This is a genomic window from Micromonospora matsumotoense (assembly GCF_900091525.1).
Taxonomy (GTDB): Bacteria; Actinomycetota; Actinomycetes; order Mycobacteriales; family Micromonosporaceae; genus Micromonospora; species Micromonospora matsumotoensis.
This window is the reverse complement of sequence record NZ_FMCU01000022.1, coordinates 1-26630: the sequence shown is the minus strand read 5'-3', so window position 1 is coordinate 26630 and position 26630 is coordinate 1. Positions and strand designations below refer to the sequence as shown.

The 26630-nt window shown below is 72.7% G+C and carries 23 protein-coding genes and 2 pseudogenes; 11 read left to right on the top strand and 14 right to left on the bottom strand.

Annotation, left to right across the window (positions count from 1 at the left end; genetic code table 11):
- Positions 1-163: 163 nt before the first annotated feature.
- Complete coding sequence (locus tag GA0070216_RS28965; protein WP_091252730.1) at positions 164-841, top strand: GOLPH3/VPS74 family protein; 678 nt, start codon at positions 164-166, stop codon at positions 839-841.
- 131 nt (positions 842-972) lie between these two features.
- Here GA0070216_RS28965 and GA0070216_RS28960 read toward each other — a convergent pair whose 3' ends face one another.
- From GA0070216_RS28960 to GA0070216_RS28940, 5 genes and pseudogenes are all read right to left on the bottom strand, one after another.
- Positions 973-1176 carry a DUF397 domain-containing protein gene (locus tag GA0070216_RS28960; RefSeq protein ID WP_091252727.1) on the bottom strand — a complete coding sequence of 68 codons (204 nt, stop codon included), beginning with the start codon at positions 1174-1176 and terminating at the stop codon, positions 973-975.
- Positions 1169-2053 (bottom strand): helix-turn-helix domain-containing protein, encoded by an 885-nt coding sequence (locus GA0070216_RS28955; RefSeq protein WP_245722805.1) that lies wholly within the window; start codon positions 2051-2053, stop codon positions 1169-1171. The genes GA0070216_RS28960 and GA0070216_RS28955 overlap by 8 nt, the downstream gene beginning before the upstream one ends.
- Positions 2054-2670: 617 nt before the next feature.
- Positions 2671-3372, bottom strand: a pseudogene (locus GA0070216_RS36505) (phosphohexomutase domain-containing protein); the annotation flags it as partial.
- 168 nt (positions 3373-3540) lie between these two features.
- Positions 3541-4512: pseudogene (locus GA0070216_RS36500) on the bottom strand (phosphohexomutase domain-containing protein); the annotation flags it as partial.
- A gap of 91 nt (positions 4513-4603) precedes the next feature.
- Positions 4604-6772 (bottom strand): serine/threonine-protein kinase, encoded by a 2169-nt coding sequence (locus tag GA0070216_RS28940; protein WP_091252721.1) that lies wholly within the window; start codon positions 6770-6772, stop codon positions 4604-4606.
- A gap of 229 nt (positions 6773-7001) precedes the next feature.
- Here GA0070216_RS28940 and GA0070216_RS28935 point away from each other — a divergent pair, with 229 nt between their 5' ends.
- Together GA0070216_RS28935 and GA0070216_RS28930 are read left to right on the top strand one after the other, a co-directional pair.
- Positions 7002-8585: an acyl-CoA mutase large subunit family protein gene (locus GA0070216_RS28935; protein WP_091252718.1), complete on the top strand. Its 1584-nt coding sequence runs from the start codon at positions 7002-7004 to the stop codon at positions 8583-8585.
- A gap of 635 nt (positions 8586-9220) precedes the next feature.
- A complete protein-coding gene (locus tag GA0070216_RS28930; RefSeq protein WP_091252716.1) occupies positions 9221-10483 on the top strand; it encodes an amidohydrolase in 1263 nt (420 codons plus the stop codon).
- Here the strand turns inward: GA0070216_RS28930 and GA0070216_RS28925 are convergent.
- Positions 10440-11429: a DUF4349 domain-containing protein gene (locus GA0070216_RS28925; protein ID WP_091252713.1), complete on the bottom strand. Its 990-nt coding sequence runs from the start codon at positions 11427-11429 to the stop codon at positions 10440-10442. The genes GA0070216_RS28930 and GA0070216_RS28925 overlap by 44 nt on opposite strands.
- Positions 11430-11551: 122 nt before the next feature.
- Here GA0070216_RS28925 and GA0070216_RS28920 point away from each other — a divergent pair, with 122 nt between their 5' ends.
- The 4 genes from GA0070216_RS28920 to GA0070216_RS28905 all read left to right on the top strand — a co-directional run bounded on the left by GA0070216_RS28920 (position 11552) and on the right by GA0070216_RS28905 (position 15076).
- Entirely contained in the window at positions 11552-12181 is a 630-nt protein-coding gene (locus GA0070216_RS28920) for an MBL fold metallo-hydrolase (protein ID WP_091252710.1), read from the top strand.
- Positions 12182-12184: 3 nt separating this feature from the next.
- Complete coding sequence (locus GA0070216_RS28915) at positions 12185-13150, top strand: hypothetical protein (RefSeq protein ID WP_091252707.1); 966 nt, start codon at positions 12185-12187, stop codon at positions 13148-13150.
- Positions 13151-13181: 31 nt separating this feature from the next.
- Positions 13182-13931, top strand: coding sequence for an SCO6745 family protein (locus GA0070216_RS28910; protein WP_091252704.1), 750 nt, complete (start codon positions 13182-13184; stop codon positions 13929-13931).
- A 185-nt stretch (positions 13932-14116) separates the two neighbouring features.
- Positions 14117-15076: a GNAT family N-acetyltransferase gene (locus GA0070216_RS28905; RefSeq protein ID WP_091252702.1), complete on the top strand. Its 960-nt coding sequence runs from the start codon at positions 14117-14119 to the stop codon at positions 15074-15076.
- A 91-nt stretch (positions 15077-15167) separates the two neighbouring features.
- Here the strand turns inward: GA0070216_RS28905 and GA0070216_RS28900 are convergent, their stop codons facing one another.
- Complete coding sequence (locus tag GA0070216_RS28900) at positions 15168-15623, bottom strand: gamma-glutamylcyclotransferase (protein ID WP_091252700.1); 456 nt, start codon at positions 15621-15623, stop codon at positions 15168-15170.
- Between the two features lie 106 nt (positions 15624-15729).
- Between GA0070216_RS28900 and GA0070216_RS28895 the strand changes: the two genes are divergently transcribed.
- A complete protein-coding gene (locus tag GA0070216_RS28895) occupies positions 15730-17133 on the top strand; it encodes an NAD(P)H-quinone dehydrogenase (RefSeq protein ID WP_091252698.1) in 1404 nt (467 codons plus the stop codon).
- 119 nt (positions 17134-17252) lie between these two features.
- On the opposite strand, the gene GA0070216_RS28890 is transcribed toward GA0070216_RS28895, so the two are convergent.
- Genes GA0070216_RS28890 through GA0070216_RS28880 form a run of 3 tightly spaced genes read right to left on the bottom strand, consistent with a single transcriptional unit; the run spans position 17253 to position 18606 of the window.
- Positions 17253-17585, bottom strand: a complete 333-nt coding sequence (locus tag GA0070216_RS28890; protein ID WP_091252696.1) for a helix-turn-helix domain-containing protein — start codon at positions 17583-17585, stop codon at positions 17253-17255.
- The gene (locus GA0070216_RS28885) at positions 17582-17950 is read right to left on the bottom strand and encodes a type II toxin-antitoxin system RelE/ParE family toxin (RefSeq protein ID WP_091252694.1); all 369 of its coding nucleotides are present in this window, start codon (positions 17948-17950) and stop codon (positions 17582-17584) included. Before GA0070216_RS28885 ends, GA0070216_RS28890 begins: the two co-directional genes overlap by 4 nt.
- A 20-nt stretch (positions 17951-17970) precedes the next feature.
- On the bottom strand, positions 17971-18606 hold the full coding sequence (locus GA0070216_RS28880) for a DedA family protein (protein WP_091252855.1): 636 nt from the start codon (positions 18604-18606) through the stop codon (positions 17971-17973).
- 789 nt (positions 18607-19395) lie between these two features.
- On the opposite strand from GA0070216_RS28880, the gene GA0070216_RS28875 reads away from it, so the two are divergent.
- Together GA0070216_RS28875 and thrS are read left to right on the top strand one after the other, a co-directional pair.
- Positions 19396-19674, top strand: coding sequence for an excalibur calcium-binding domain-containing protein (locus GA0070216_RS28875; protein WP_091252691.1), 279 nt, complete (start codon positions 19396-19398; stop codon positions 19672-19674).
- Between the two features lie 253 nt (positions 19675-19927).
- Positions 19928-21145 carry a threonine--tRNA ligase gene (gene thrS, locus GA0070216_RS28870; protein ID WP_091252689.1) on the top strand — a complete coding sequence of 406 codons (1218 nt, stop codon included), beginning with the start codon at positions 19928-19930 and terminating at the stop codon, positions 21143-21145.
- A 52-nt stretch (positions 21146-21197) separates the two neighbouring features.
- Here thrS and GA0070216_RS28865 read toward each other — a convergent pair whose 3' ends face one another.
- The 4 genes from GA0070216_RS28865 to GA0070216_RS28850 form a co-directional block, all read right to left on the bottom strand.
- The gene (locus GA0070216_RS28865; protein WP_091252853.1) at positions 21198-23123 is read right to left on the bottom strand and encodes an ABC transporter ATP-binding protein; all 1926 of its coding nucleotides are present in this window, start codon (positions 23121-23123) and stop codon (positions 21198-21200) included.
- Positions 23124-23212: 89 nt separating this feature from the next.
- The gene (locus GA0070216_RS28860) at positions 23213-24946 is read right to left on the bottom strand and encodes an ABC transporter ATP-binding protein (protein ID WP_091252687.1); all 1734 of its coding nucleotides are present in this window, start codon (positions 24944-24946) and stop codon (positions 23213-23215) included.
- On the bottom strand, positions 24940-25464 hold the full coding sequence (locus tag GA0070216_RS28855) for a MarR family winged helix-turn-helix transcriptional regulator (protein ID WP_091252685.1): 525 nt from the start codon (positions 25462-25464) through the stop codon (positions 24940-24942). The genes GA0070216_RS28860 and GA0070216_RS28855 overlap by 7 nt, the downstream gene beginning before the upstream one ends.
- Before the next feature lie 31 nt (positions 25465-25495).
- Positions 25496-25942 carry a DoxX family protein gene (locus GA0070216_RS28850; RefSeq protein ID WP_091252684.1) on the bottom strand — a complete coding sequence of 149 codons (447 nt, stop codon included), beginning with the start codon at positions 25940-25942 and terminating at the stop codon, positions 25496-25498.
- Between the two features lie 85 nt (positions 25943-26027).
- Here GA0070216_RS28850 and GA0070216_RS28845 point away from each other — a divergent pair, with 85 nt between their 5' ends.
- The gene (locus tag GA0070216_RS28845; protein ID WP_091252681.1) at positions 26028-26609 is read left to right on the top strand and encodes a TetR/AcrR family transcriptional regulator; all 582 of its coding nucleotides are present in this window, start codon (positions 26028-26030) and stop codon (positions 26607-26609) included.
- Positions 26610-26630: the final 21 nt, after the last annotated feature.

Here is a 26630-nt window from a genome sequence, read left to right as displayed (position 1 = left end):
CCGGAAACCGGTGCGCAGCGGGTGGTCGGGGCGGCGGGGCCGCCGTGAGCAGGTGGGTGGCGGGCCCGTCGCGGGGAGCGGTCGCACCGACCGTCGGGGTTGGCTTCCCACGGAGAGCGAGTCGGGGAGCGCGGGGTGCGTTCAGGCGCTACCGTCTCGGGCCATGACTGGTGTTGCGGTGGCCGAGGAGTTGTTGCTCCTCGCGTATGACGATGAGTCCGGCAAGGCGACCATGCCCCGGATCAGCCTCGACCTGGGGATGGCCGCCGCCGTCCTGGTCGAGCTGGCCCTTGCCGGCCGGATCGCGTACGTCGATGGGAACCTGGCGGTGACCGACCCGACGCCGGTCGGCGAGCCGATCCTGGACGGTGTGCTGGGCCGGATGGCCGCCGACACCCCGCACAGCCCGTCCTCCTGGGTGCAGCGGCTGCGGCACGGCCTGCGCGACCGCATCCTCGGCGACCTGGTCGAGCGGGGCGTGGTGCGCGATGTGGAAGAGACCGAGCTGGGCTTCATCGTGGTGCACCGCTACCCGACCACTGACCCGTCGGTGGAGCAGGACAGTCGGCGGCGACTGGCCGAGGCGCTGGCCGGCGAGCAGCTCCCCGACGAGCGGACGGCGGCGCTGGCCACGCTGGTGGCGGTGCTGCGGATGGAGCCGGCGCTCGGCCTGGACGGCACCGCCGCGCAGGATGCCCGCCGCCGGATGGAGGAGATCGCCGGTGGGGCCGGTTTCTCCGGCACGATCAGCCTGGAGGAGTCGGTGGTCCGGCCCTCGGTGGCACTGGTCGTCACCGCCCTGGGCCAGGCCGTCGACCACGCGCTCGGCAAGCGCGTCTGAGGCGTCGCCGGGCGTGCTGCCGGTCTGCTCGTGTCGTCGGTCCGCTCGTGCTGCCGGTCCGCTCGTGCTGCGGTCCGCTCGTGCTGCCGGTCTGACGGGGTCGGGCCGGCAGGCGGTCGATTGTCGCCCGGTCAGCGGGTGAGTCGGTGGGCCTTGACGTCGGTGACGAAGGCGGACCAGGCGGTGGGTGCGACGGTGAGGGCCGGCCCGGTCGGGTCCTTGCTGTCCCGGATGCCGACGATGCCGGCGAGGTTGTCGGCCACCTCGACGCAGTCGCCGCCGTTGGTGCCGCTGCGGGTGCTGGTGCGCCAGCGGGCGTCGGTCAGGTCACTCATGGCACTCTCCCCGGATCGCGTCGATCAGCTCCGTCGATTGTTGCGCGTCGAGGGCGAGGGAATCCAGCCCCTGCCAGACGCGCTCGTAGGCGGCGATCTCGGCTGGCTGGTCGAGGTAGAGCGCGCCGGTGAGCCCTTCGACATAGACGGTCGGCGGCTCGGACGGGCTGCCGAGCACCGAGGGCGGGAAGTCGAGCAGCACGAAGGTGCCGGCCTCGGCGGCCAGCGGCGGCCCGGCGGCCAGCGGTAGCACCCGGACGGTGATGTTGTGCCGCTCGCCGACGGCCAGCAGGTGCCGGAGCTGGTCGGCCATCACCGACCGGCCCGGCACCGGACGGCGCAACACCGCCTCGCTGAGGACCACCGTCAGCGCGGGGGCCGGCGGCAGTCGCCGGGCCAGCAGCCCCTGCCGCTGGATCCGGAAGCTCACTGCCCTTTTCCGCTCCTCCTCGCCCAGCTCGGGCCGGTTGTGCTGGAAGAGCGCGGTGGCGTAGCCGGGGGTCTGCAACAGCCCCGGCACCAGCTCGGCGTTGTAGTGACGAATGCTGCTGGCGACGTTCTCCAGCCCGACGTAGGGCGAGAACCAGGACGGCACGGCGCTGCCGTGCGCGTGCCACCACCCCTCGGCCCGGCTCACCTCGGCGAGCCCGAGCAGCACGCTCGCCTGGTCGGGGGTGGCCTGATACAGCTCGCAGAGCACCCGGACGTCCGGTGTCTTGGCCGAGGTCAGGCCCCGCTCGATCCGCCAGAGCTTCTGCCGGGAGCAGTCCAGCTCGCCAGCCGCCGCGTCGATGCTGAGGTGGGCGTCCTCCCGGAGTTGGGTGAGCAGTCTGCCGAGTTGCCGTCGGGGCACCGTCGAACTGTGTGTTTCACGCACCGTGCAACACCTTTCCGTCCTGAATGAAACAACGGGCCGCCGCCGATGCAACATCAGTGGGAATGCATACCGGTGACGTCAGGTAAATGGCGAGAGCGATGCGCTGATGCTAATCGCGCGAGCGCTCTGTGGGCAAGAGATGACACGGGGTGAGATTGGTGCCGGTCCCGGGCGACCGGTTGCCGTTCCCGAGCATGATCGCCCCGCCGGCCCCCGCTGGCTGCCCACCGAACCCGAGGTGGATCGCGTTTCTGGTTCCCGGGTCGGCGGGCCGGGCCGAATCGAGCCCCCATCACCCCGCCTCGGGTCGCGCGCGGAAATCGGGGGCAGAGTTGCGCCATGTCGCCCATATAGCGGTATCCCAAGGCTCGGATACCGCTATATGGGCGACATTGAGTTGATCGTGCGGCAGGGTGCGCCGCATCCCGGCCGAGAGCGCATATCGCGGTCGGCCGATTCGGTGGGTGAGGCCGCACAATATCGCCGATTTAGCGGTATCCACCCCGCTCGGATACCGCCAAATCGGCCACAATGAGTTGATCATGCGCTGGACACGCGGCGAAGCGCGCGGCTGAACACGCGGCAGGGCGTACGGCTGGAGACGCGGCGGGGCGGTGTCAGATGCCGAGGGCGGTGGCGACCTCGGCGCGCAGCGTGGTGAGCGCCGCCGCTGCGCGGGTGCGGGCCGCCGGCACGTCACCGTCGCCGACCGGCTCCACCACCTCCAGGTACGCCTTGAGCTTCGGCTCGGTGCCCGAGGGGCGGATCACCACCCGGGCGGCGGCGGTACGCAGGATCACCACGTCGGCGGCGGGCAGCAGATCCTGCGCCTCGGTGACCGGCGCACCGAGCAGCGTGGTCGGGGTGGCCGCCCGGACCCGGGCCATCGCGTCGGCGATGATCCGCAGGTCGTCCACCCGGATCGACAACTGGTCGGTGTGGTGCACGCCGAACTCGGCGGCCAGCTCGTCCAACCGGTCGGTCAGGGTGCGCCCCTGCGCCTTCAGGCCGGCGGCCAGCTCGGCGACGGTCAGCGCGGCGGTGATGCCGTCCTTGTCCCGCACGTGCTCGGGGGCCACGCAGTAGCCCAGCGCCTCCTCGTAGCCGTACGCCAGGGGAGGCGTCCCACCCCCGGCCCGGACGATCCACTTGAACCCGGTCAACGTCTCGCCGTAGGCCCGGCCCCGGGCCGCGCACATCGCCCGGAGCAGGGACGACGACACGATCGTGGTGGCGTACAGGCCGTCGACGCCGCGCCGCATCAGGTGGTCGGCGAGCAGCACCCCCACCTCGTCCCCGCGCAACATCCGCCACCCCGCCCCGCCCGCCGACGCCGCGCTGCCCGCCGATCCCGCGCTGCCCGCCGATCCCGCGCCGTCCGCCGATCCCGCCCCGCCCGCCGATCCCGCCCCGCCTGCCGATCCCGCGCTGCCCGCCGACTCCGGGCCGCCGGCCGGCACCGGAGCCGCCGAGGGCGCGGGCTCCTGCGGGGCCGACGGCTGGCGGACCACCACCGCGCAGCGGTCGGCGTCCGGGTCGTTGGCGATCGCCAGGTCGGCGTCGGTGGCGTCGGCGAGGGCCACCAACCGGTCCACCGCGCCGGGTTCCTCCGGGTTGGGGAAGCTGACGGTGGGGAAGGCCGGGTCCGGCTCCGCCTGGTCGGGCACCACCCCGGGGGTCGGGAAACCCGCCCGGGCGAAGGTCGCGGTCAGCACCGCCGCACCCACCCCGTGCAACGGGGTGTACGCCACCCGCAGGTCACGCGGTCCGCCCGGGGCGATCACCGCGACGGCCCGCTCCACGTACGCGGCGACCAGGTCGTCACCGAGCAACTGGCCGGGTGGGCCCAGCGGCACCTGCGCCAGCGGGCCTACCGCCCGGATGGCCGCCTCGATGCCGGCGTCGGCGGGCGGCACGATCTGCGCGCCCGCGCCGAGCGCCCCACCGAGCTGGGCACCCAGGTAGACCTTGTAGCCGTTGTCCTGCGGCGGGTTGTGGCTGGCCGTCACCATCACCCCGGCCACCCCGCCCAGTTTGCGCACCGCGTACGCCAGCACGGGGGTGGGTAGCGGCCGGGGCAGCAGCAGCGCCGGCCGGCCCGCACCGGTGGCGACCTGGGCGGTGCGCTCGGCGAACTCCCGGGAACCGTGCCGGGCGTCGTACCCGATGACCAGCGGACCTTCGCCACCCTCGGCGGCGAGCCAGCCGACCAGCCCGGCCGCCGCCTGGGTGACCACCGCGAGGTTCATGCCGTTCGGCCCGGCGCGCAGCGGGCCGCGCAGCCCGGCCGTGCCGAAGGTCAGCGGGCCGGCGAACCGGTCGGCCAGCTCCGGCGCGCTGGCCGGTAGCCGGTCGAGCACGGCCCGCAGCTCGTCCCGGCTGGCGGGGTCGGGGTCGTCGTCGAGCCAGCGTCGAGCCTGGTCGCGAATCCGGTCGAGGTCAGTGCTTTCCGCCGCCATGCCTCTTGATAGCACGGCGGCGGATCACCGCGTCCGGTCGACCCGGATCACCTCGTGGTGCGACCCGGCCCGGTCCGCCGCACGATCCGGCTCAGCTGGCCCCGGTGAGCTGGAACGACTTGACCATCTCGTCGAAGATCGGCTTGCTCTCGGTGAACTTGGCATCGTTGGCGGTCAGATAGAACGAGTAGACCTTTCCCTCGTGCACCACCCCGCGCCACACCCCGTGCCGCTTGTCGCCGCCGTCGCCGCAGGTGTACTCGAACTCGGCGGCCGACTTGCCGGCCAGGTTCTTCTCGCCCATCGCCAACTGCTCGTAGGGCTTGGCGCAGGAACTCGTCCGGTTTTGCAGACCGTTCTCCGCCACCTCGGCCCAACGGCTCGAGGAGCCACTGAACTTCTCGGTGAGGATGCGCACCTTGCGCCCCTTGTCCTGCGGGTCGACGTAGTCGATGTAGACCCCGCCGGTCGCTTTCTGCCAGCCCTTCGGCACGTTCACCCGGATGCCCCGGGCGCTGTGCTCCTGCATCGGCGGCAGCTCGCCGCCACCGGCAGCCGGTGCGCTCGGGCCGGCCTGTGGGGGAGGGGTCGGCTCCGGGTCGCCGCCGCCGAACAGCGCCACCGCGCCGATCAGCAGCACCACCGCGAGCCCGCCGGCCGCCGCGAGCTGGAGCTTGCGCGGCCAGCCCTTGACCGTGCCGACGAGTCGACCGCCGGCACCCTTCGCCCGGCCGAGCGCGCCACCCTCACCCCCGCCCGGCGGCGGGGGCGGCGAGGTCCAGGACTGGCCGGTGCCGGGGATGGACCACTGCCCGCCGTACACCGCCTGGGTCGGCTCGGGGCTCCCGCCGCCGTAGATGGCCTGGGTGGGCTCCGCGGCCCCGTAACCGGCCCGGCCGGTCTCGGTGCCCCCGCCGATCCGCTGGGTGGCGTCCGGGTGCCCACCGATGCGTTGGGTGGCGTCGGCGGTGCCGCCACCGATGCGCTGGGTGGCCTCCGGGGCGGCACCCGGGGTGATCCGCTGGGTGGCCTCGGTCCTGCCGTACGTCCCGGCGGTCGGGCCGGTCGGCAGCGCACCGGCGGTGGGCCCGCCCGGCGCCGACATCGCGCCGGTCGGGGTGTGCAGCGGGCCGGCGAGCGCGTCGGCACTGGTGTCGTCGAGGGCGGCGGCAGAGGTCACCACCGGCTTGGGGCGTTCACCCCGACGCAGCTTCGCCAGCCGGTCGGTCAGCGACTCGCCGGCGGCCAGCATCGCCCGGCCGCCGATCTGCCCGCTCGGCTTCGGCTCGGCCGGCGGCGCGGCGATGGCCGGTGGTGCCGACGGGCGCTGCGCCGGCACCACCGCGTACGGGTCGGTGACCGAGTTGACCGCGGTCGCCGTGCTGGTCAGCGGGCCGGCGAGCAGTTCGCGCAGCATCGCCCGGGCAGTGTGTACGTCCAGCCGGCGGGCCGGGTCCTTCTCCAGCAGACCCATCAGCACCCGGGTCAGCGGGCCGCTGCGCTGGGGGGTGGCCGGTGGGTCCTCGACCACCGCGTGCATGGTCTCGATCGGGTCGCCCTTGTCGAACGGGGGACGCCCCTCGACGGCCGTGTAGAGCGTCACGCCGAGGGAGAACAGGTCGCTGGGTGGGCCGAAATCCTGCCCCATGGCGCGCTCGGGGGAGATGAAGTGCGGCGAGCCGAGCACCATCCCGGGGGTGGTGAGCTGGACGTCGGTGGGCATCCGGGCCACCCCGAAGTCGGTCAGCACGCAGCGGCCGTCGGTGCAGATCAGCACGTTCGCCGGCTTGACGTCGCGGTGCAGCACCCCGTTGGCGTGCGCTACCTCCAGCGCGCCGAGCAGCGCGATGCCGATCTTGGCGACCGCCCGCCCGGCCACCGGGCCGTCCTCGATCACCATGTCGGCGAGGCTGCGGGCGTCCAGCAGCTCCATCACGATCCACGGGCGGCCACCCTCGGTGACCACGTCGTACACCTGGACCACGGCCGGGTGCTGGATCGCGGCGGCGGCGCGGGCCTCGCGCAGGGTGCGTTCATACATCGCGTCCCGGTCGCTGGGGGCCAACCCGGGCGGCAGGACGACCTCCTTGACCGCCACGTCGCGCCGCAGCAGGGTGTCTGTCGCGCGCCAGACCGTGCCCATGCCGCCGTTGCCCACCGAGGAGCGCAGCGAGTACCGGCCACCGATGGTGGTGCCGGGCGCCGCGCGTCCGTTGGGGGGACTCACTGGTCCGCCGCTCCACGTCGGGATCTGAGTCACAGAAAAGCCACCGGGAAAGTCGAGGGGGCTGGGACACAACGCCTCTATCTTGCTGGTTCCGACGCCCGATGCGAAACCCGACGCGGCGGACCTTTGTCCTACCCGACGGTACCGACCGCCAAGTCGAACGGTGTGTACCCGGCCGTTCACCTGCCGTCGACCGATGCCGAACCGAGATGTGCGCCATCCCTCACCCCACCGGTGCCCCCTCGCGTCCTACCATCCGTGGATGAGCGAAGCGCGGGCGAGCGAGTCGGGGTTCCCCATCAAGGGTGTCTACACGGCTGCGGACCTCCCCCCGGAGCTGGATTCCCGGCTCGGTGAGCCGGGCCAGTTCCCGTACGCTCGGGGGGTCTACCCGACGATGTACACCTCCCGGCCGTGGACGATGCGGCAGTACGCCGGCTTCGGCACCGCGACCGAGTCCAACGCGCGCTACCACCAGCTGCTGCGGGCCGGCACCATGGGCCTCTCGGTCGCCTTCGACCTGCCCACCCAGATGGGTTACGACTCCGACGACGCCATCGCGAGCGGCGAGGTGGGCAAGGTCGGGGTGGCGATCGACTCCATCGAGGACATGCGGCTGCTCTTCGCCGGCATCCCGCTGGACAAGGTCTCCACCTCGATGACCATCAACGCCCCCGGCTCGGTGCTGCTGCTGCTCTACCAGCTCGTCGCCGAGGAGAACGGCCTGTCCGGCTCGGCGCTCAACGGCACCATCCAGAACGACATCCTCAAGGAGTACATCGCCCGGGGGACGTACATCTTCCCGCCGAAGCCGTCGCTGCGGCTGGTCGCCGACACCTTCGCGTACTGCCGCAAGGAGGTGCCGAAGTGGAACACCATCTCCATTTCCGGTTACCACATGGCGGAGGCCGGCGCGACGCCCGCGCAGGAGATCGCGTTCACCCTGGCCAACGGGGTGGAGTACGTCCGGGCGGCGCTGGCCGCCGGGCTGGCGGTGGACGACTTCGCCCCCCGGCTGTCGTTCTTCTTCGTCGCCCGCACGACCCTGCTGGAGGAGGTCGCGAAGTTCCGCGCCGCCCGGCGGATCTGGGCCCGGCTGCTGCGTGACGACTTCGGCGCGAAGGACCCGAAGTCGATGATGCTGCGCTTCCACACCCAGACGGCCGGGGTGCAGCTCACCGCCCAGCAACCCGAGGTGAACCTGGTCCGGGTCGCCATCCAGGGGCTCGGCGCGGTGCTCGGCGGCACCCAGTCGCTGCACACCAACAGCTTCGTCGAGGCGATCGCGCTGCCCACCGAGAAGGCCGCCCGGCTGGCGCTGCGCACCCAGCAGGTGCTGGCGTACGAGACGGACCTGACCGCCACCGTCGACCCGTTCGCCGGGTCGTACGTGGTGGAGGCGATGACCGCCGAGATCGAGGCGGCGGCGAACGACCTGATGGACCGGGTCTTCGACCACGGTTCGGCGGTGGACGCGATCGAGGCCGGGTTCCAGAAGCGGGAGATCGAGCAGTCGGCCTACCGGTTCGCCCAGCAGATCGACGCGGGTGAGCGGGTGGTGGTCGGGCTGAACCGGTTCCAGATCGACACCGAGGAGCCGTACGAGCCGCTGCGGGTGGACCCGACGATCGAGGCGACCCAGGCGGAGCGGCTGGCCAAGCTGCGGGCCGAGCGGGACGCCGACGCGGTCGACCGGGCCCTCGCCGAGTTGCGGGCCGCCGCCGAGGGTGACGAGAACGTGCTCTACCCGATGAAGGAGGCGCTGCGGGCCAGGGCCACGGTGGGCGAGGTCTGCGGGCTGCTGCGCCAGGTCTGGGGGACGTACCGCCCGAGCGACCGCTTCTGACCCTCACCCCGCCGGGCGGGCGGGACACGGTGGGTGACTTCACGGCGACTCCCTGCCGGCGCGTACCGACGCCGGCAGGGGTCGCCGTCGTCGTCGTGCCGGGACCGGTAGGGGTCGCCAGGCGAGGGGTGCGGGGCTACCGTCGGTGACAGCGCGCGGTGTGCCGGTGCTGGGCCGCCCGGGTGCGTGGCGGCTCTCCGGGGCGACGCGTGTGCCTGCGGGCTTCCTGGGTAAACCTGAGTGGTGAACGGGACGGACAGCATGTCCGGGCGCGTCCGGGGACGTCGTGTCACGGTCTGGAATCGACCGCCCACCCGGGGTCGTCGGCTAATTGTCCGACCGGCAGTCGATCCGGGCGACCAATGCGACAATTCGGGTACGACGGCCCCGGATCGACGCCGATTTCGCGACCGCCCAATCGGTTACGCGTTGTAGGAGGTGGGGGGCAGATGACGGCGTCCGACCGCGATCTACCTGCTGTCCCGCAGATATTCGAGCCCTCCTACCAGGGCTTACGTGACGCTGTGCGCTCTGATCGCTACCGTAACGAGGTTGCGCAGCGTCACCGTCGGAGGTCTAGGCTGTCTGCTGTCCTCCCCGATGATCCATCCATTCCTAGTGATCGAGAATTCGACGTGACGAGTGCGTTGACGCTGCCCAACGGCAGCCAGCTGGCGTCGTCCTGGGCGGAGGCACCGTCCGGGTCCCAGCCCCTGCCCCACGATCTGGATCACCTGCTCGCCCTGCGGGTACCCGGCCTGATCGCTACCCGCCGCCACCTCCACTCCCACCCGGAACTCTCCGGCGAGGAGTTCGAGACGGCGGCGCTGATCGCCCGGGAGCTCACCCTCGCCGGGCTGCACCCCCGACTGCTACCCAAGGGCAACGGGGTGATCTGCGACGTCGACGGGCGGCCCGACGGCCCGGTCGTCGCGCTCCGTGCCGACATCGACGCGTTGCCGCTGACCGACGTGAAGGACGTCCCCTACCGGTCCACGGTGGACGGGGTATGCCACGCCTGCGGCCACGACGTGCACACGGCCGTGCTGCTCGGCGTCGGCATGCTGCTGGCCCAACTCGCCGACGCCGGCCAGCTCGACGGCCGGGTCCGGCTGATCTTCCAGCCCGCGGAGGAGATCCTGCCCTGCGGCTCGCTGGAGGTCATCGAGGCCGGTGGCCTGGAGGACGTGGTGCAGATCTTCGCGCTGCACTGCGACCCCAACCAGCCGGTGGGCAGGGTGGGGCTGCGGGTCGGCCCGATCACCGCGGCGGCCGACAACGTCACCGTGAAGCTGACCGGGCCGGGCGGCCACACCGCCCGCCCGCACCTGACCGTCGACCTGGTCGATGCGCTCGGCCGGCTGGTCACCGAGGTTCCGGCCCTGGTCAACCGCCGGGTGCCGGCCAACAGCGGGCTGCTGCTGGTGTTCGGCCACGCCTCGGCCGGCACCCGTTACAACGTCATCCCGTCCGAGGCGTGCGCGGCCGGCACCCTGCGGGTGATGGACCGCGACACCTGGGAGCGGGCCCCCGAGATCGTCGCTCAGGTCGTCCGGGACGTCATCGCGCCCACCGGCGCGACGGTCGACCTGGAATACCTGCGGGGTCGGCCGCCGGTCAGCAACGACGCCCGCGCCATCGGCGTGCTCACCGCCGCCACCGCCGCCGCGCTCGGCCCCGAGGGGATCGCGGAGACGCCGCAGAGCATGGGCGGTGAGGACTTCTCCTGGTATCTCGAACACGTCCCCGGGGCGCTGGCCCGGCTCGGCGTGGGCCGCGCCGGCGGCCCCACCGTGGACCTGCACCGGGCGTCCTTCGACGTCGACGAGCGGGCCATCCCGGTCGGGGTGCGCGTCATGGTGCAGACCGCGTTGCGGGCACTGGCGGCGGTCCGGTAGGAGTCGGCGGACGGCCCCCGCCCACCGGTCCCACCGGTGGCGCGGGCCGCCGCCGTTGGCGTCGCCGACGCAGCAGCACCACGGCCGCCGTCACGGGCACCCCGATGAGCAGCAACCAGGGCAGCAGCGCCCCGAGCACGGTGAGCAGCACGCCCATCGAGGCGAGGAAGACCGTCCAGCCACCCCGCAGACCCACCATGAACCCGGTCCGGTCCTCCTCTTCCTCGTCGGCCGTCGAGGCGTCCCGGCCGACGAAGGTCACCGTGATCGTGGAGAGGGCGGTCAGGTCGGCCAGCCGACGCTTCTTCGCCTCCAGCGAGGCCAGGTCCGCCTCCCGGCGGGTCACCTCGTTCTCCAACGAGACCAGCTCCGGCACGGTGTTGGCCCGGGCCAGCAACCGGCGGGCGCTGTCCACCCGGGCCCGCTGGGTGATGATCCGGGCGTCCAGGTCGACGGTCTCCTCGGTGACGTCCTGGGTACGGATCTCGCGGCGTTGCTGCCGCCCGTAGGTGGCCAGCTCCTCGACGAGCGGGGAGAACTTCGCCGCCGGCACCCGCAGTTCCAGCTCCGCCTGGGCGGACGCGTCGACGCTGCGGCGCTGGTCCCCGCCGACGAATCCCCCGGTGGCGGTGACCGCGTCCACCGCCCGCCGGGCCGCCGCCTCCACGTCGTCCACCTGCACCCGCATCGTTCCGGTGTAGATGATCGCCCGCTGGTCGACCCGCAGGTCCGGGGCACCCGTACCGGCCTGCCCCGCCGCCGCGTCGCGGTCCGGCGCCGCCCCGCCCGGGGCTCCCCGCGCCGGTGCCTTCTCGGCCGGTGCCGCCCCACCGGAGTCGGCCGATTCGCTGCTCCGGTCGGCGGCCCCGCACCCGGCCAGCAGCAGTGCCGCCAACCCGATCGCCGCCAGGGCCCGCGCCCCACCGGCCGCTGTCCTCAATGTCATCCCCGCTCCCGTCGTCGTCCGTACGCCGGTTTCGCCGGCGATAACTCGGACGCGGCGCGCTGCCGCCCCGGTTCCGGCAGACTGCGCTGAGGACATCACGATTCGATAAGCGAGGAGTCACGATGCGGCTCACCAAGTATTCGCACTCCTGTCTACGGATCGAACGCGACGGGGCGGTGCTGGTCGTCGACCCGGGCGTGTTCAGCGAGTCGGCGGCGCTGGACGGGGCGGACGCGGTGCTGGTCACCCACGAGCACCCCGACCACCTCGACGTGGCCGCGCTCACCCGCCGGCTGGACCGGGAACCGATCCCGGTGTACGGGCCGGCCGCGCTCGGTGCCGTCCTCGGCGACGCGGCGACGGCACTGACCCCGGTCACCCCCGGCGACACGTTCACCGCCGCCGGCATCCCGGTACGCGCCGTCGGCGGCCGGCACGCCGTCATCCACCCCGACATCCCGGTGGTGGACAACATCGGCTACCTGGTCGACGGCACGGTCTACCACCCCGGCGACGCGCTGCACGTCCCCGAGGGCGTCGAGGTGGACACGCTCTTCGCCCCGATCCACGCCCCGTGGTCGAAGTTCTCCGAGGTGGTCGACTTCATCCGGGCGGTCGCCCCCCGCCGGGCGTACGCGCTGCACGACGCGCTGCTCAACGACAACGGGTACGGCGTGCTGGACCGGCAGTACACCGCGCTGTCCCGGACCGACTACCAGCGGCTGGAGCCGGGCAGCCGGATCGACGCCTGAGCCGTGGCCGCCGACGAATCCGCGCTGACCCGGCAGCTCTACCGCACCCCGCCCGACCGGTTCGTCGCCGCCCGGGACGCCGCCGTCGCCGAGGCCCGCCGGGCCGGGGACGTCGCCACCGCCCGGGTGCTCGCCCGGTGCAAACGGCCCACCGTGGCGGCCTGGCTGGTGAACCTGCTCGCCCTGGACCGGCCCGAACTGGTCGCCGACCTCGGGCCGCTGGCCGAGGCGCTGCGCACCGCCCAGCGCGACCTCAAGGGGGGCCGGCTGCGGGAGTTGTCCGCCCAACGGCGGGGGCTGGTCGCCGCGCTGGTCGCCGAGGTACGCCGGATCGCCGCCGACATTCCCGACGCACCGCCCGCCGCCCGGTTGCCGCTGGCCGAGGTCGAGGCCACCCTGCACGCCGCGCTCGCCGACACCGAGGTGGCCGGGCAGGTCCGTTCCGGGCGGCTGCTGCGGGCGGTGCACCACTCCGGGTTCGGTGAGGTGCCCCGCCCCCAGCTACGGCTGGTCCCCGGCGGTGCCGCCGGGGAGGCCACCGGCGGCGGGGCGGAGGTGGCCTCCGTACCGGAGCGGGACGTGGACCGGGGCGGTGGGCGACGGGACCGTGGCGAGCGGGCGGCGGCGCGGGCCGCCCGGGCCGAACGGGCGAAGCGCCGCCGGGCCCTGGACCGGGAGCTGGTGGCGGCGCGGGCCGCCCAGCGGCAGGCGGAACGGGAGCTGGACGGCGCGGCGACGGCCGAGCGGGAGGGCGTCGACGCGCTCGACCGCATCGAGCGGGAACTGGCCGAACTGGAACGTCGTCGGGCCGGCGCCGAACAGGAGCTGAGCCGGGCCAAACTGGCCCGCCGGGCGGCCGAGCGGACCCTCACCGCCGCCCGCCGCCGCACCGGGGAGGTCGAGGGGGTGATCGAGGCGGCGGACGCCGAAGAGGGGGATGCCACGGCTGGCGGTGGCGAGGCAGACTGAGCACGATGAATGCGTGCATCGGGCGGTCGGAATGACGCCGGAACAGGTCGCCGCCGGCAGCAAACCCGCCGTGCTGGAGCTGGGAGAGCTGTTCAGCCGCTGCCCGGGGACCCTGCGACGGGCCAGGATGATGGGCATTCCCGGCTGGGCGTTCTATGTCACCGGGCGGGCCGGCGCGTTGGGGGACATCCGCGCCGAGACGGTGGCGGCGGCGCTCGGCTTCCTCGCCCCGGAAGCCGTCGCCGACGGGTGGGACACCGCCGTCCGGGTGGTCCGGCCCCTGGAGGTGGCCACCGCGAACCTGACCGAGTGCTGCCGGTGGGGCGCCCAGCACCTCGACGACCTGCCCGGCACGCCCCGGCTGACCGCCCTGCTGGAACGGGTGGTGGCCGCCGCCGACGCGACCGGCATGCCGCTCTTCGCGGCCTGGCGGGCCATGCCGCTGTCCGAGCATGCCGAGGGCGCCCGCGCGGCCGTGGCGCTGATGCTGCTGCGGGAGCACTTCGCCGGGGCGTACCTGCTGGCGGTGCGGGCGGCCGGGATGACACCGCTGGAGGCGGTGCTGGCCGGGCCGGAGGGGGAGGCCGGGGCGGCGGCGTGCGGGTGGTCCCCGCCCTACCCGCCGGTCGGGCCGTTGGTGCGGCGGCGGCTCTGGGCCGAGGCGGTGACCGACCGGTTGACCTCGGCCGGATTCGGCGCGCTCCGCCCGGCCGAGGGCCGGGAGTTGATCGAGCTGCTCACCGACGTCCGTGCGCGGCTGCGGGCCGGCGCGGCCAGCTAGCGGGGCCCGGCCGTCGGCTCTGCGCCGACCGCTCCCTGGCCGGCGGCCGCACCACCGGGACCCACCGGCCGCTCGTTGCACGGCCGGCCGGCCGGCCGACGGGCGGGCGTTGCGGCGGTCGGTCCGGGGCGGGCGGCGGCGAAAATCGGCGGCGGTCCCGCCGGCGGGCTGCCAGGATCTGCGGCGTGACGCTCCCCGCCGGCTGGACCGCCCGCCGCCCCACCCTGGACGACGTGCCCGCGCTGCTCGCCGTGGTGCACGCCGCCGACACGTTCGCCATCGGCCATCCCGACTTCGACGCCGACGACGTCCGGGCGGCGCTGACCGCGCCGTTCTTCGACCCGCAACGCGACTCCTGGCTGCTGACCGATCCTGATCAGCAGGTCGTCGGCTGGACGCTGGTGGACAACCCGACCGGGGTGGGCCGCGAATACCTGGACGTCTTCGTCGATCCGGAGCGCGCGATGGCGCTGCGGGCCGTGCTGCTCGACCGGATGCTGCGCCGGGTCGCCGAACGGGCCGCCGAACGGGGCCGGCCCGCGTTGACCGCCCGCGCGTCCGTCTGCGCGCCGGAGACCCGTTGGGCGGGCGAGCTGACCGCCGCCGGCTTCACCCGGGTCAAACGGTACGTGCGGATGGGCCGGTCGCTGGCCGACCTGCCCGCCGAGCCGCCACCCCCGCCCGGGGTGACCGTCCGGTCGCTGCGCCCCGACGACGAGGTCGACCTGCGGCTGTTCCACCGGATCCACGACACCGCCTTCCGGGACACCCCGGACTACGAGCCGGTCGGCTTCGAGGGCTGGCGGGACCGGCTCACCGACGGCGGGCGGGTCTGGGACGAGTGGTTCCTCGCCGAGGTCGACGGTGCGCCGGCCGGCGCGCTGAACTCGTCCGACCAGGCGGTGGAGCAGGACATGGGCTGGGTACGCACCCTGTCGGTGCTGCCCGCGTACCGGCGGCGCGGGGTGGGGGCGGCGCTGCTGCGACGGGCGTTCGCGGTCTACGCGGCCAAGGGCCGGGGCCACGCCGGGCTCGGCGTCGACCTGGCCAACCCGACCGCCCCGGTCACCCTCTACCGCTCCGTGGGCCTACGCGACACCCGCTGGATCGACCTGTACGAGCGGAGCGTGCCCGCCGCCGCCTGACCGGGCGCCCGGTGTGCGCCGCGTGACGCCCGCCGGGGTCGCTGTCGGACGTCGCCGACGCCGGTAGCACACTGGACGGGTGCGACACGCGTTACGCCGAGGCGGTGCCGGTGGGGCGGGACCGCAGCTCGGAGACGTAGTCGTCGGGTGCGCCCGCCTTCTCGGCGGCGTTCGCGATCTCCGACAGGTACCAGGCGGTCGGCAGACCACCCTCGTAGCCGTCGAAGACGTACACCCAGGCGGTCACGTCACCGTCCAACGTCGAGACCCGCACGGTGAGCCTGCGGTACGTGCCGGCGGTGACGCCCTCCAACTCGTCGAGCTGGGCGGCGTCGTAGGGGTCGATGTCGTACAGCGCCACGAAGACCCGGTCGCCCGGGGACTCGACCACGGTGCTGACGGAACCCTCCCAGCCGATCACGTCCTCGCCGGCGAAGGTCAGCCGCCACCCCTCCAGCCAGCCGATGCCCACCATCGGCGAATGCGGGCAGTAGGCCCGCATCCGGGCGGGGTCCAGGTTTGAGCCGTAGGCCGCGTAGTGACGCACGGCGATGACGATAGCCCGGCGGACGGGTGGGGGAGAATACGACGGTGCGTGTCGCACGGGTTCGGGAGAAGAAAGTCACTGTGAGCACCGAGGAAGGGCGAGGGCTGTGAGCCACATCGTGATCATCGGCGGGGGGCCGGCCGGCTACGAGGCGGCACTGGTCGCCGCCCAGCTGGACGCCGACGTCACCGTGGTGGAGGCCGACGGCGCCGGGGGTGCCTGCGTGCTCTCCGACTGCGTCCCGTCGAAGACCTTCATCGCCAGCTCGGAGGTGGTGACCGGCTACCGGGACACCGAGGAGTTCGGCATCCACTCCGACGGTCTGGAGGCGGTCACGGTCGACGCCCGGGCCGTGCACGGGCGGGTGAAGCGGCTCGCCCTGGCCCAGTCCGCCGACATCCACGCCAAGCTGCTCAAGGCCGGGGTGACCTTCGTCGCGGGCACCGCCCGACTCGGCGAGGACACCCTCGGTCACACCCACCGGGTCGTCGTCACCCCGGCCGACGGCGGTGAGGAATACTCGATCGCCGCGTCCACCGTGCTGGTCGCCACCGGCGCCACCCCGCGCCAGTTGCCCACCGCGCTGCCCGACGGGGAGCGCATCCTCACCTGGCGGCAGGTGTACGACCTGCCCGAGCTGCCCGCGCACCTGATCGTGGTGGGTTCCGGCGTCACCGGCGCCGAGTTCGCCAGCGCCTACCAGGCGATGGGGGTCGAGGTGACCCTGGTCTCCAGCCGGGACCGGGTGATGCCGCACGAGGACGCCGACGCGGCGATGGCCATCGAGCAGGTCTTCCGCAGCCGGGGCATGAGCATCCTCAACAACTCCCGGGCGGACGCGGTCCGGCGGGTCGGCGACGGCGTCGAGGTGGTGCTCTCCGACGGGCGGGTGGTGGCCGGTTCGCACGCCCTGATCGCCGTCGGCTCGATCCCGAACACCGCCGGACTGGGCCTGGCCGAGTACGGCGTCGAGCTGGCCAAGGGCGGCTACGTCACGGTCGACCGGGTGTCGCGTACCAACGTCCCCGGCATCTACGCCGCCGGCGACTGCACCGGCGTCCTGCCGCTGGCCAGTGTCGCCGCCATGCAGGGCCGGATCGCGATGTGGCACGCCCTCGGCGAGGCGGTCCGGCCGCTGCGGCTGCGGACCGTCGCCGCGAACGTCTTCACCGACCCGGAGCTGGCCACCGTCGGCGTCTCCCAGGACGAGGCGGACTCCGGTCGTACCCTGGCCCGCCAGGTGATGCTGCCGCTGACCGGCAACGCCCGGGCGAAGATGGACGACCTGGCGGACGGCTTCGTCAAGCTGTTCTGCCGCCCGTCCACCGGCCAGGTGGTCGGCGGGGTGGTGGTGGCCCCCAAGGCCAGCGAGCTGATCCTGCCGATCACCATGGCGATCGAGAACAACCTCACCGTCAACGAGCTGGCCCAGACCATCACCATCTACCCGAGCCTGTCCGGTTCGATCACCGAGGCGGCCCGCCAGCTCATGCTCCACGAACTCGAATGACCCGGTGACCCGGCGGGCGTCGGTCGAGCAGTTGACCGACGCCCGACCGTGCGATGTCAGCCGGATCGGAGGTTGACGTGCGGTGCCGGTCGACCGACAAGCCGACCGGCGGTGGAATCTCAGGCCACGTTGAGTTGGATGTTCCCGATGCGAGCGACCACGTCCACCTGACCGCCAAGTCCGGTGACGTACGCGCGAAGGGTCTCCAGGCTGGTGTGTTCGCCGGTCTCGATCTGGCTGATCCTGGCCTGGGACAGGCCGGATGCCTCGGCGAGTTGCTGCTGGGTCATGCCGAGCTGCCGGCGGATCTCGGCCAGTTGCGCGCCGCTCACCGAGGCGAGCATCTTTTCGCGGAACCGGCCGCGCCGGGCGATCCGCTCGGGGTCTTCCCAGGAGGGGTCGAGCTCGCGGGCCTTGGCCTTGACCTCACGCCAGTCGGATCCGTTGCTCATCGTTGCGCTTCCTTCAGTGCGATCAGATGCTCCCCGAATCTGGCGTCGGCGAGCGGGACGGCCTTCTGGTACCAACTCTGCCACTGTCCCGACTTGTCGCCAGCGACCAGAAAGACCGCCTCGCGTTGCGGATCGAAGGCGAAGACCATCCTGATCTCCGTGGTACCGCTCGACCCCGGCCGTAGTTCCTTCATGTGGTGAAACGAACTACCCTTGAGACGGTCCACCAACGGACGTCCCAGTGCAGGGCCATGTTCGGCAAGAAGATCGATGGCTTCGCTGACCAGATCCGCGCTTGTGGGATCGACGCGACACAGCTTGAGAAACCACGCCTCCACCTCAGGATGCAGTCTGATGTCCCACACCCCTTCAATATAAGCAAACCTTATACCGGCGGGGGTGTGGACGCGCTCAGGTCGGTGGGGGTTTCTCTGCTGGCGGCGCGGGCGCTGAGCAGGGTCATCGTCCAGCCGGCCGCCCCGAACCCGGCCGCCGCCGCTGCCGCGACCAGCCCCAACCGCCAGGCCGATCCGGTGAGCGCGGTGCCGCCGAGGTGGCCGACCAGGGCCCCGTAGCTGGCCCAGCCGACGGCCGCCAGCGCCTCGTAACAGAGGAACAGCCGGTACGGGTAGCGGCTGCGGCCGGCGGAGAAGCAGGCCGCCATCCGGCCCCCGGGCACGAATCGGCAGAGCAGGATGGTCAGCGGCCCGGGGCGGCGCAGTCCCCGGGTGACAAGCCCGGCGACCCGGCGGGCCCGACCCGGGTCCACGTGCCGGGCCCGCCGCCGGTCCGGTGCGCTGCGGCCGAGCAGGTAGCAGGCCAGGTCGCCGACGAAGACGCCGAGCGCCCCGACGCCGATGGTCAGCGGCAGGCTCAGCCCGCCCACCACGGTGAGCGCGCCCCCGGTGATCATGACGGCCTGGGTCGGGATGACCGGCACGAAGGCGTCCGCGATGAGCAGACCCATCAGCAACAGGTACGCCAGCAGGGGCGATGCGACATCAGTGAGAAGCTCGGGCACGACTGCCACCTCGCCGGTCAGGGCCGATTCCAGGCACCGAGCCTCCCGGTGGCTGCCCCGGCACCGACGACCGGACCACCCGGTGGTGACCACGGACACCACCGGGGACGACAGCGCGACTGCGTGCCGTGTGCCACCGGTAGCGGGGTGCAGGGCCACCTGCCGTCTGCCGCTCGCCGTCTGCCGCTCGCCGCTCGCCGCCCGGAGGGGGTCGGCGGATCGGGGATCGTCGGCGTACCGTTGGGTACGCGGCCCCATCCCCGTCGGGTCCCCCGTTCCTGACGAGCGGGCCGCCGTGGGTCGCCGGCAGGTCCCGTGCCGGCGACCCTCCTAATCTCCGCCCGGATTTCTGCTCCGACCAGCGGAAACGCTCCATGGGAGGGCATCGGTTCTCCGCCGGCCCCGGATGACAATTGTCGATCATGACTTCTGTCGATTCTGACGATGGCAACTGTGGCCTACCGTATCGCCGCCACCGGCGCAGACCCGGTCATTGACCCCAGCCGCGCGGGCGACGACCGGTTCGGCGGGTCGAACCGGGGCCGTCCGCCCCAGCCCCACCGGCCACCCGCCCCACGGACGAGCCGGGCAGTCTCCCCCTTCCCGGTGGTCGGCGGCACGGGTCGTACGACGCCTGCCGCCGTCGGAGCGGCGTCGTGCCGCCACCGGCCGAGGGGTGATCGTCGTTCGGGCACATCGGCTGTCGGCCCGGGGACAGCACGCCCCGCTCGCCAGCATCGCTCGGATAGCGTCCCGGGCTCAACCGATATCCCTTTCGGAGGCTCGTAGATGGTTTCCACCCTGCTGCGGGGCGCGCTCGTCGTGACCCTGGCGCTCGGCAGCACCCTCGTCGTCGTGACCGGCCCGGCCGAGGCGGCGGCGACGAAGTACAAGAACTGCACCGCGTTGAACAAGAAGTACAAGCACGGGGTGGGCAAGAAGGGCGCGAAGGACAAGGTCCGGGGCAGCACCAAGCCGGTCACGAACTTCACCGTGTCGGACTCGGTCTATGCGAAGAACACCCACCTGGACCGGGACAAGGACAAGGTCGCCTGCGAGAAGCGCTGACCGGTCGCCGTCGTCCGGAAGAGCGCAGGTCGGAGGGGTGCCGATCGGCCGCCGGCCGGAAAAGCGCTCGCGCCGGGCGTCGCCGGGGTCGTACGGTGCCGGTATGCGCAGTGCGGTGGTGACCACGACGTCGGGAGATCCCGACGTGCCGCACTGACGTTCACCGTCGACGAGGCCCCGGGCGATCCGCCCGGGGCCTCGCGGCGTTTCGGGGGAGGTCGCCTCCGGGTCGTACCCGATCAAGGAGCGCGACATGATCGACCACCGTAGGCTCGGCCGGGAGCTGGACCTGTTCGTCTCCGATCCGCTGGCCGGGGCCGGGCTGCCGATCTGGCTGCCGGCCGGCGCGGCGGCCCGGCACGCCGTCGAGGAGTACGTCCGCGAGTTGGAGCGCCGGGCGGGCTACCAGCACGTCTACTCCCCGCCGCTGGGCAAACGGGAGTTGTTCGCGCTGTCCGGGCACCTCGGCTACTTCGCCGACGAGATGTTCCCACCGATGCGGCTGAGCGCCGACGACGAGTTCGTGCTCCGGCCGGCGCTCTGCCCGCACCACGCGCTGGTCTACCGGGCCCGTGGGCGCTCCTACCGGGAGTTGCCGCTGCGCGTCGGCGAGCTGGGCGGGATGTACCGGGCGGAGCGGTCCGGGGTGCTCGGCGGGCTGTCCCGGGTGCGGGCCATCTCGCTCAACGACGCGCACAACTTCTGCACCCTGGAGCAGGTCGGCGACGAGGTCCGGGAGATCCTGCGGTTGATCCGGGAGGCGCACGCCGCGCTCGGCGTCCGCCCGGCCGGGTTCCGGCTGTCGCTGCGCGGGTCGGGGGCGAAGTACGTCGGGGACGACGCGTCCTGGGCCCGCGCCGAGGAGCTGCTGCGCGCCGCGCTCGACGGGGTGGAGCACGAGGAGGCACCCGGCGAGGCCGCCTTCTACGGCCCGAAGATCGACATCCAGATCGTCGATGCGGCCGGTCGGGAGTCGACCCTCTCCACCGTGCAACTCGACTTCGACAAGCCGGAGAAGTTCGACCTGTCCTACACCGACCCGTCCGGTGCCCGGCGGCGGCCGGTGCTGGTGCACCGCAGCCTGGTGGGGAGCATGGAACGGCTCTTCGCCTACCTGATCGAGGTGCACCAGGGCGCGTTCCCACCCTGGTACGCCCCGGTCCAACTGCTGCTCCTGCCGGTCGACGCCGGGCAGGCCGACGCGGTGGCCCGGTTGGCCCGTCGGGCGGTCGACGCGGGGCTACGGGTCGAGGTGGACGCCGCCGGCTCGCTGGGCGCCCGGGTCCGGGACGCGTCGCGCCGCCGGGTGCCGTACGTCGGGGTGGTCGGTGCCCGGGAGGCGGCCGTCGACGCGGTCGCCCTGCGCCTGCGCGACGGCCGGGCGCTGGACCCGATGCCGGCGGCGGACGCGGTGGGACTGGTCGGCGCGGTGGTCGCGGCCCGCTCGGCGGAACTGCTCCCGCCCCGCTGACGGCGTGGGGGCCGGGGGACGACGCCCCCCGGCCCCCGCACCGGTGCGTCGCTCAGCCCCCGACCGGTGCCGGCGCGGCCCCGTCGTCGACCGTCGCGGCGGCGAACTGCGCCTGATAGAGCCGGTGGTACGCCCCCCGCGCGGCGAGCAGTTGCTGGTGGGTGCCCTGCTCGACGATCCGGCCGTTCTCCATCATCAGGATCAGGTGGGCGTCGCGGATGGTGGAGAGCCGGTGCGCGATGACGAAGCTGGTCCGGTCGGAGCGCAGCGCCGCCATCGCCCGTTGCAGCAGCACCTCGGTGCGGGTGTCCACCGAGCTGGTCGCCTCGTCCAGGATCAGCAGCGACGGCTCCGCGAGGAACGCCCGCGCGATGGTGATGAGCTGCTTCTCGCCGGCGCTGACGTTGCTGCCCTCCTCGTCGATCACGGTGTCGTACCCGTCGGGGAGGCTGCGTACGAACCGGTCCACGAAGGTGGCCCGTGCGGCGGTGAGGATCTCCTCCTCGGTGGCGTCCGGGCGGCCGTAGGCGATGTTGTCCCGGATGGTGCCGCCGAAGAGCCAGGTGTCCTGGAGCACCATGCCGATCCGGCCGCGCAGGTCGTCGCGGCGCAGCGTGGTGATGTCCACCCCGTCCAGGGTGATCCGCCCGGCGTCCAGTTCATAGAAGCGCATCACCAGGTTGACCAGGGTGGTCTTCCCGGCGCCGGTGGGGCCGACGATGGCCACGGTGTGGCCGGGCTCGGCGACCAGGGACAGGTCGTCGATCAGCGGCTTGTCCGGGTCGTACCGGAAGGAGATGTTCTCGAACTCGACCCGGCCGTGCGGTTCGGCGACCCGGGCCGGGGTCACCGGGTCGGGGCTCTGCTCGTCGGCGTCGAGCACGGCGAACACCCGTTCGGCCGAGGCCACCCCGGACTGGAGCAGGTTCGCCATCGAGGCGAGCTGGGTGAGCGGCTGGGTGAACTGCCGCGAGTACTGGATGAAGGCCTGCACGTCACCGAGGCTCATCGACCCGGAGGCCACCCGCAGCCCACCGACCACGGCGATCGCCACATAGCTGAGGTTCCCGACGAACATCATCGCCGGCATGATGATCCCGGAGATGAACTGGGCGCCGAAGCTGGCCCGGAACAACTCCTCGTTCTTGGCGTGGAAGGTGGCCTCCACCTCCGGGGAGCGACCGAAGACCTTGACCAGCTCGTGGCCGGTGAAGGCCTCCTCGATCTGGCCGTTCAGCTCCCCGGTGTGGGTCCACTGGGCGATGAACTTCTGCTGCGACCGCTTGGCGATCTGCTGCGTCACGATCACCGACAGCGGCACCGCGACCAGCGCGACCAGCGCCAGCAGCGGCGAGATCCAGAACATCATCGCCAGCACGCCCACCACGGTCAGCAGCGAGGTGAGCAGTTGGCTCATCGTCTGCGACAGGGTCTGCGAGATGTTGTCGATGTCGTTGGTGACCCGGCTGAGCAGCTCACCCCGGGGTTGCCGGTCGAAGTAGGGCAGCGGCAGCCGGTTGAGCTTCTCCTCCACCTCGGCGCGCAGCCGCAGCACGGTGGCCTGCACCACCCCGTTGAGCAGCCAGCCCTGCCACCACATCAGCAGGCTGGCGGCGACATAGAGACCGAGCGCGAACAGCAGCGTCCGGCCCAGGGCGTCGAAGTCGATGCCGGCCCCGGGGACCACGTCCATCCGGGCGACCATGTCGGCGAAGTTGTCGTTGCCGGCGGCCCGCATCCCGGCGACCGCCTGGTCGACGGTGCTGCCCGCAGGCAACTGCCGGCCGATCACCCCGGCGAAGATGATGTCGGTGGCGTGGCCGAGGATCTTCGGCCCGATCACGCTGAACCCGACGCTGGTCACCGCCAGGGCGATGATGCCGGTCAGCGACGCCCGGTGCGGTCGCAGCCGGCCGAGCAGCCGACGGGCCGACGGGCCGAAGTTCATCGACTTCTCCGCCGGCATGCCGGCGTTCATCCACGGCGGGCCGCCGGTGCGCCGGCCGGCGGCCGGGAGCCGCTCCGGCGTGGTCGCCTCCGGGGCCTTCTTCTGCTCGGGTACGGCGGTCACGCGGGCACCCCCGTCGTCTGCTGGGACGCCACGATCTCGGCGTACGTCGGACAGTCCTCGAGCAGTTCGTCGTGTCGGCCCATCCCGACCACGCCCCCGTCCTCCAACACGATGATCTGGTCGGCGTCGATGATCGTGGAGACCCGTTGCGCCACGATCACCACCGCGGCGTCGGCGGTGACCGGGCGCAGCGCGGCCCGCAGCCGGGCGTCGGTGCCCAGGTCGAGCGCCGAGAACGAGTCGTCGAACAGGTAGATCTCCGGCTTGCGGACCAGCGCCCGTGCGATGGCGAGCCGTTGCCGCTGGCCGCCGGAGACGTTCGTCCCGCCCTGCGCGATCGGGGCTTCCAGGCCGCCGGTCATCTGGGCCACGAAGTCCCGGGCCTGGGCGATCTCCAACGCCGTCCACAGTTCGTCGTCGGTGGCGTCCGGGTTGCCGTACCGCAGGTTGCTCGCCACCGTGCCGGTGAACAGGTACGGCTTCTGCGGCACCAGGCCGATCCGCCGCCACAGCTCCTCCGGGGCCAGCTCCCGTACGTCGACCCCGTCGACCAGCACCGCACCGGCGGTCGGGTCGACCAGCCGGGGGATCAGGGTCAGCAGGGTCGTCTTGCCGGCGCCGGTCGACCCGATCACGGCGGTGGTCCGGCCCGGGGTGGCCCGGAACGAGATGTCGTGCAGCACCGGTGCGCTGGCCCCCGGGTACTGGAAGGCCACGCTGCGCAGCTCCAGTTCACCGTGGCCGTCGACCCGGGTGACCGGGTTGGCCGCCGGGACCACCGAGGACTCGGTGTCCAGCACCTCGGTGACGCGTTCGGCGCAGACCGCCGCGCGCGGCACCATCATCAGCATGAAGGTGGCCATCATGACGGCCATCAGGATCTGCATCAGGTACGCCAGGAAGGCGGTCAGCGCGCCGATCTGGATCTGCCCGGAGTCGACCCGCTGCGCCCCGAACCACAGCACGGCGACGCTGGAGACGTTGAGCACCAGCATCACCACCGGGAAGATCAGCGCCATCAGCCGGCCGACCCGCAGGGCGGTGGCGGTCAGGTCCGCGTTCGCCACGCCGAACCGCTGTGTCTCGTACGGCTCGCGGACGAACGCCCGGACCACCCGGATGCCGGTGATCTGCTCCCGGAGCACCCGGTTGACGGTGTCGATCCGGGTCTGCATGAGCCGGAAACCGGGGACCATCCGGCGGATGACCAGGCCCAGCGCGACGGCGAGCACCGGCACGCTGACCAGCATCAGCCAGGACAGGCCGATGTCCTCCCGCAGCGCCATCACCACCCCGCCGACGCTCATGATCGGCGCGGCGACCAGCATGGTGCAGCTCATCAGGACGAGCATCTGCACCTGTTGCACGTCGTTGGTGTTGCGGGTGATCAACGAGGGTGCGCCGAAGCGGGCGACCTCGCGGGCGGAGAAGCGGTTGACCTGCCCGAAGATCGCCGCGCGGACGTCCCGGCCGAAGGCCATCGCGGTGCGCGCGCCGAAGTAGACGGCCGCCACCGAGCAGGCGATCTGCACCAGGCTGACCAGCAGCATCCAGCCGCCGGTACGGATGATGTAGTCGGTGTCGCCCCGGGCCACCCCGAGGTCGATGATGTCGGCGTTGAGGCTCGGCAGGTAGAGCGAGGCCATCGTGCCGACGAACTGGAGCAGCACCACCGCGCCCAGCGGCCGGTGGTAGGGCCGCAGGTAGCGGCGCAGCAGACTGATCAGCACGGATGGCTCCCGGGCCTCGGGTCGTCGGTCGTTTCCTGGTGCTGTGTTGTCAACCTCTTGTCCTCCCCGTCGGACATGGTCGTGATGACCTCGATCAGGAAATCCCGGATCACCGCGTGTCGGGCCGGATCGGCGTCGACGGAGGTGAGCGGGGTGGTGGTGTGCATCCGGTCGACCAGGGCCCGGGTGTGCTCGCGCCCCTTGTCGGTCAGCGCCAGTCGGACGCTGCGCCGGTCGGCGTCGTCGCGGCGGCGCTCGACGAAGCCGTCCCGTTCGAGGGTGTCGATGATCCCGGTGAGGGTGGCGGGCCGGACGAAACAGCGGTCGGCGACGTCCCGGTGGGTGGCGTCGTCGAGGTGGGTGAGGGTGAACAACACCCGCATCCCGGCCGGGGTCAGGCCGTGGTGCTCGGCCAGGTAGCGCCCCCAGTGCTGGTCGGCGAGGTGCCCGGCGACCGACAGCAGCCGGCCGAGCGGCACGCTGTGGAGCACGTCGGGATAGACAGGCAGTGGTTCCATCTGCACGGTGAGTATGTTAGCTCCCGGATCATCAGGGGCCAAACGAAATGGTCAGGGCCACTCCGACGTACAGGATCTGCAGCGCCGTGCGCGGGCCGAGGGGGGTGACGGGTCGACCGGCGAGGGTCAGGCCGCGCCGGGCCGCCGAGACGTTCGCGGGGAACATCGCCACCATCAGCAGTGCCAGCGCGGCGGCGGCCGGACGGGCGGTGGTCGGGATCAACAACGCCGCGGCCCCGGCCAACTCCAGCACCCCGGTGGCGGTGACCAGGGTGCCCGGGTGGGGTAGGCGCGGCGGGACCATGGCGATCAGGCCCTCCCGGCGGGGTGAGGTGAAGTGGGCGAAGCCGGTCAGCACGAACAGCAGTGCCAGCCCGACGCGGAGCGCGGGGTGCCAGCCGTCGAGCGCGGCCACGCCGGCCAGCCCGGCCAGGCGCGCGACGGCGGTGCCGACGAGCAGGGCGATCAACGGAACCATGCGGGCCTCCTCGGGTGCAAATCTTTATACTGACAAGATAGCCACCCGAACGACCGTCTTGTCAACGTAAAGATATGCTGGTGTCATGACCGACGCCCGCGCCTACCACCACGGCGACCTGCCACGCGCCCTGCTCGCAGCGGCGGTGACGGCGATCGGGGAGTCCGGCCCGGCGGCGCTCAGCCTGCGCGACCTCGCCCGCCGCGCGGGCGTCTCTCACGCCGCCCCGACCCACCACTTCGGCGACAAGGCCGGGCTGCTCACCGCCCTCGCCGTCGAGGGGTTCGACCTGCTGGCCGCCGCCCTGACCGCGGCCGGTGACGACCTGCTCGACGTGGGGGTGGCATACGTGGACTTCGCCGTCCGCCACCGGGCGCACTTCGAGGTGATGTTCCGCCCCGACCTCTACCGGGCCGACGCCCCCGAGGTGCGGGCAGCCCGGGAGCGCGCGGGCGCGGCACTGCGCCTCGGCGTGGCGGCGCTGCCGGTGGGCCGGGCCGCCCCGGGCGAGGCGCGGACGGACGCGCTGGCCGCCTGGTCGATCGTGCACGGCTTCGCCACCCTCTGGCTCTCCGGCGCGCTGCCGCCCGACGTCGAAGCCGACCCCCGCGCCGCCGCCCGCACCGTCATCCGCCGCCTCTTCACCCCACCCCCACCCCCACCCTGACCCACCCCACCGACCCCACCC

What these genes read in the sequence shown, in the direction of transcription:
- thrS (WP_091252689.1), top strand. Translation starts at nt 19,928, where the DNA reads ATGATCGACCACCGTAGGCTCGGCCGGGAGCTGGACCTGTTCGTCTCC.
- GA0070216_RS28855 (WP_091252685.1), bottom strand. Translation starts at nt 25,464, where the DNA reads ATGGAACCACTGCCTGTCTATCCCGACGTGCTCCACAGCGTGCCGCTC.
- GA0070216_RS28890 (WP_091252696.1), bottom strand. Translation starts at nt 17,585, where the DNA reads ATGAGCAACGGATCCGACTGGCGTGAGGTCAAGGCCAAGGCCCGCGAG.
- GA0070216_RS28865 (WP_091252853.1), bottom strand. Translation starts at nt 23,123, where the DNA reads ATGAACGCCGGCATGCCGGCGGAGAAGTCGATGAACTTCGGCCCGTCG.
- GA0070216_RS28920 (WP_091252710.1), top strand. Translation starts at nt 11,552, where the DNA reads ATGCGGCTCACCAAGTATTCGCACTCCTGTCTACGGATCGAACGCGAC.
- GA0070216_RS28845 (WP_091252681.1), top strand. Translation starts at nt 26,028, where the DNA reads ATGACCGACGCCCGCGCCTACCACCACGGCGACCTGCCACGCGCCCTG.
- GA0070216_RS28965 (WP_091252730.1), top strand. Translation starts at nt 164, where the DNA reads ATGACTGGTGTTGCGGTGGCCGAGGAGTTGTTGCTCCTCGCGTATGAC.
- GA0070216_RS28925 (WP_091252713.1), bottom strand. Translation starts at nt 11,429, where the DNA reads ATGACATTGAGGACAGCGGCCGGTGGGGCGCGGGCCCTGGCGGCGATC.
- GA0070216_RS28935 (WP_091252718.1), top strand. Translation starts at nt 7,002, where the DNA reads ATGAGCGAAGCGCGGGCGAGCGAGTCGGGGTTCCCCATCAAGGGTGTC.
- GA0070216_RS28960 (WP_091252727.1), bottom strand. Translation starts at nt 1,176, where the DNA reads ATGAGTGACCTGACCGACGCCCGCTGGCGCACCAGCACCCGCAGCGGC.
- GA0070216_RS28850 (WP_091252684.1), bottom strand. Translation starts at nt 25,942, where the DNA reads ATGGTTCCGTTGATCGCCCTGCTCGTCGGCACCGCCGTCGCGCGCCTG.
- GA0070216_RS28910 (WP_091252704.1), top strand. Translation starts at nt 13,182, where the DNA reads ATGACGCCGGAACAGGTCGCCGCCGGCAGCAAACCCGCCGTGCTGGAG.
- GA0070216_RS28875 (WP_091252691.1), top strand. Translation starts at nt 19,396, where the DNA reads ATGGTTTCCACCCTGCTGCGGGGCGCGCTCGTCGTGACCCTGGCGCTC.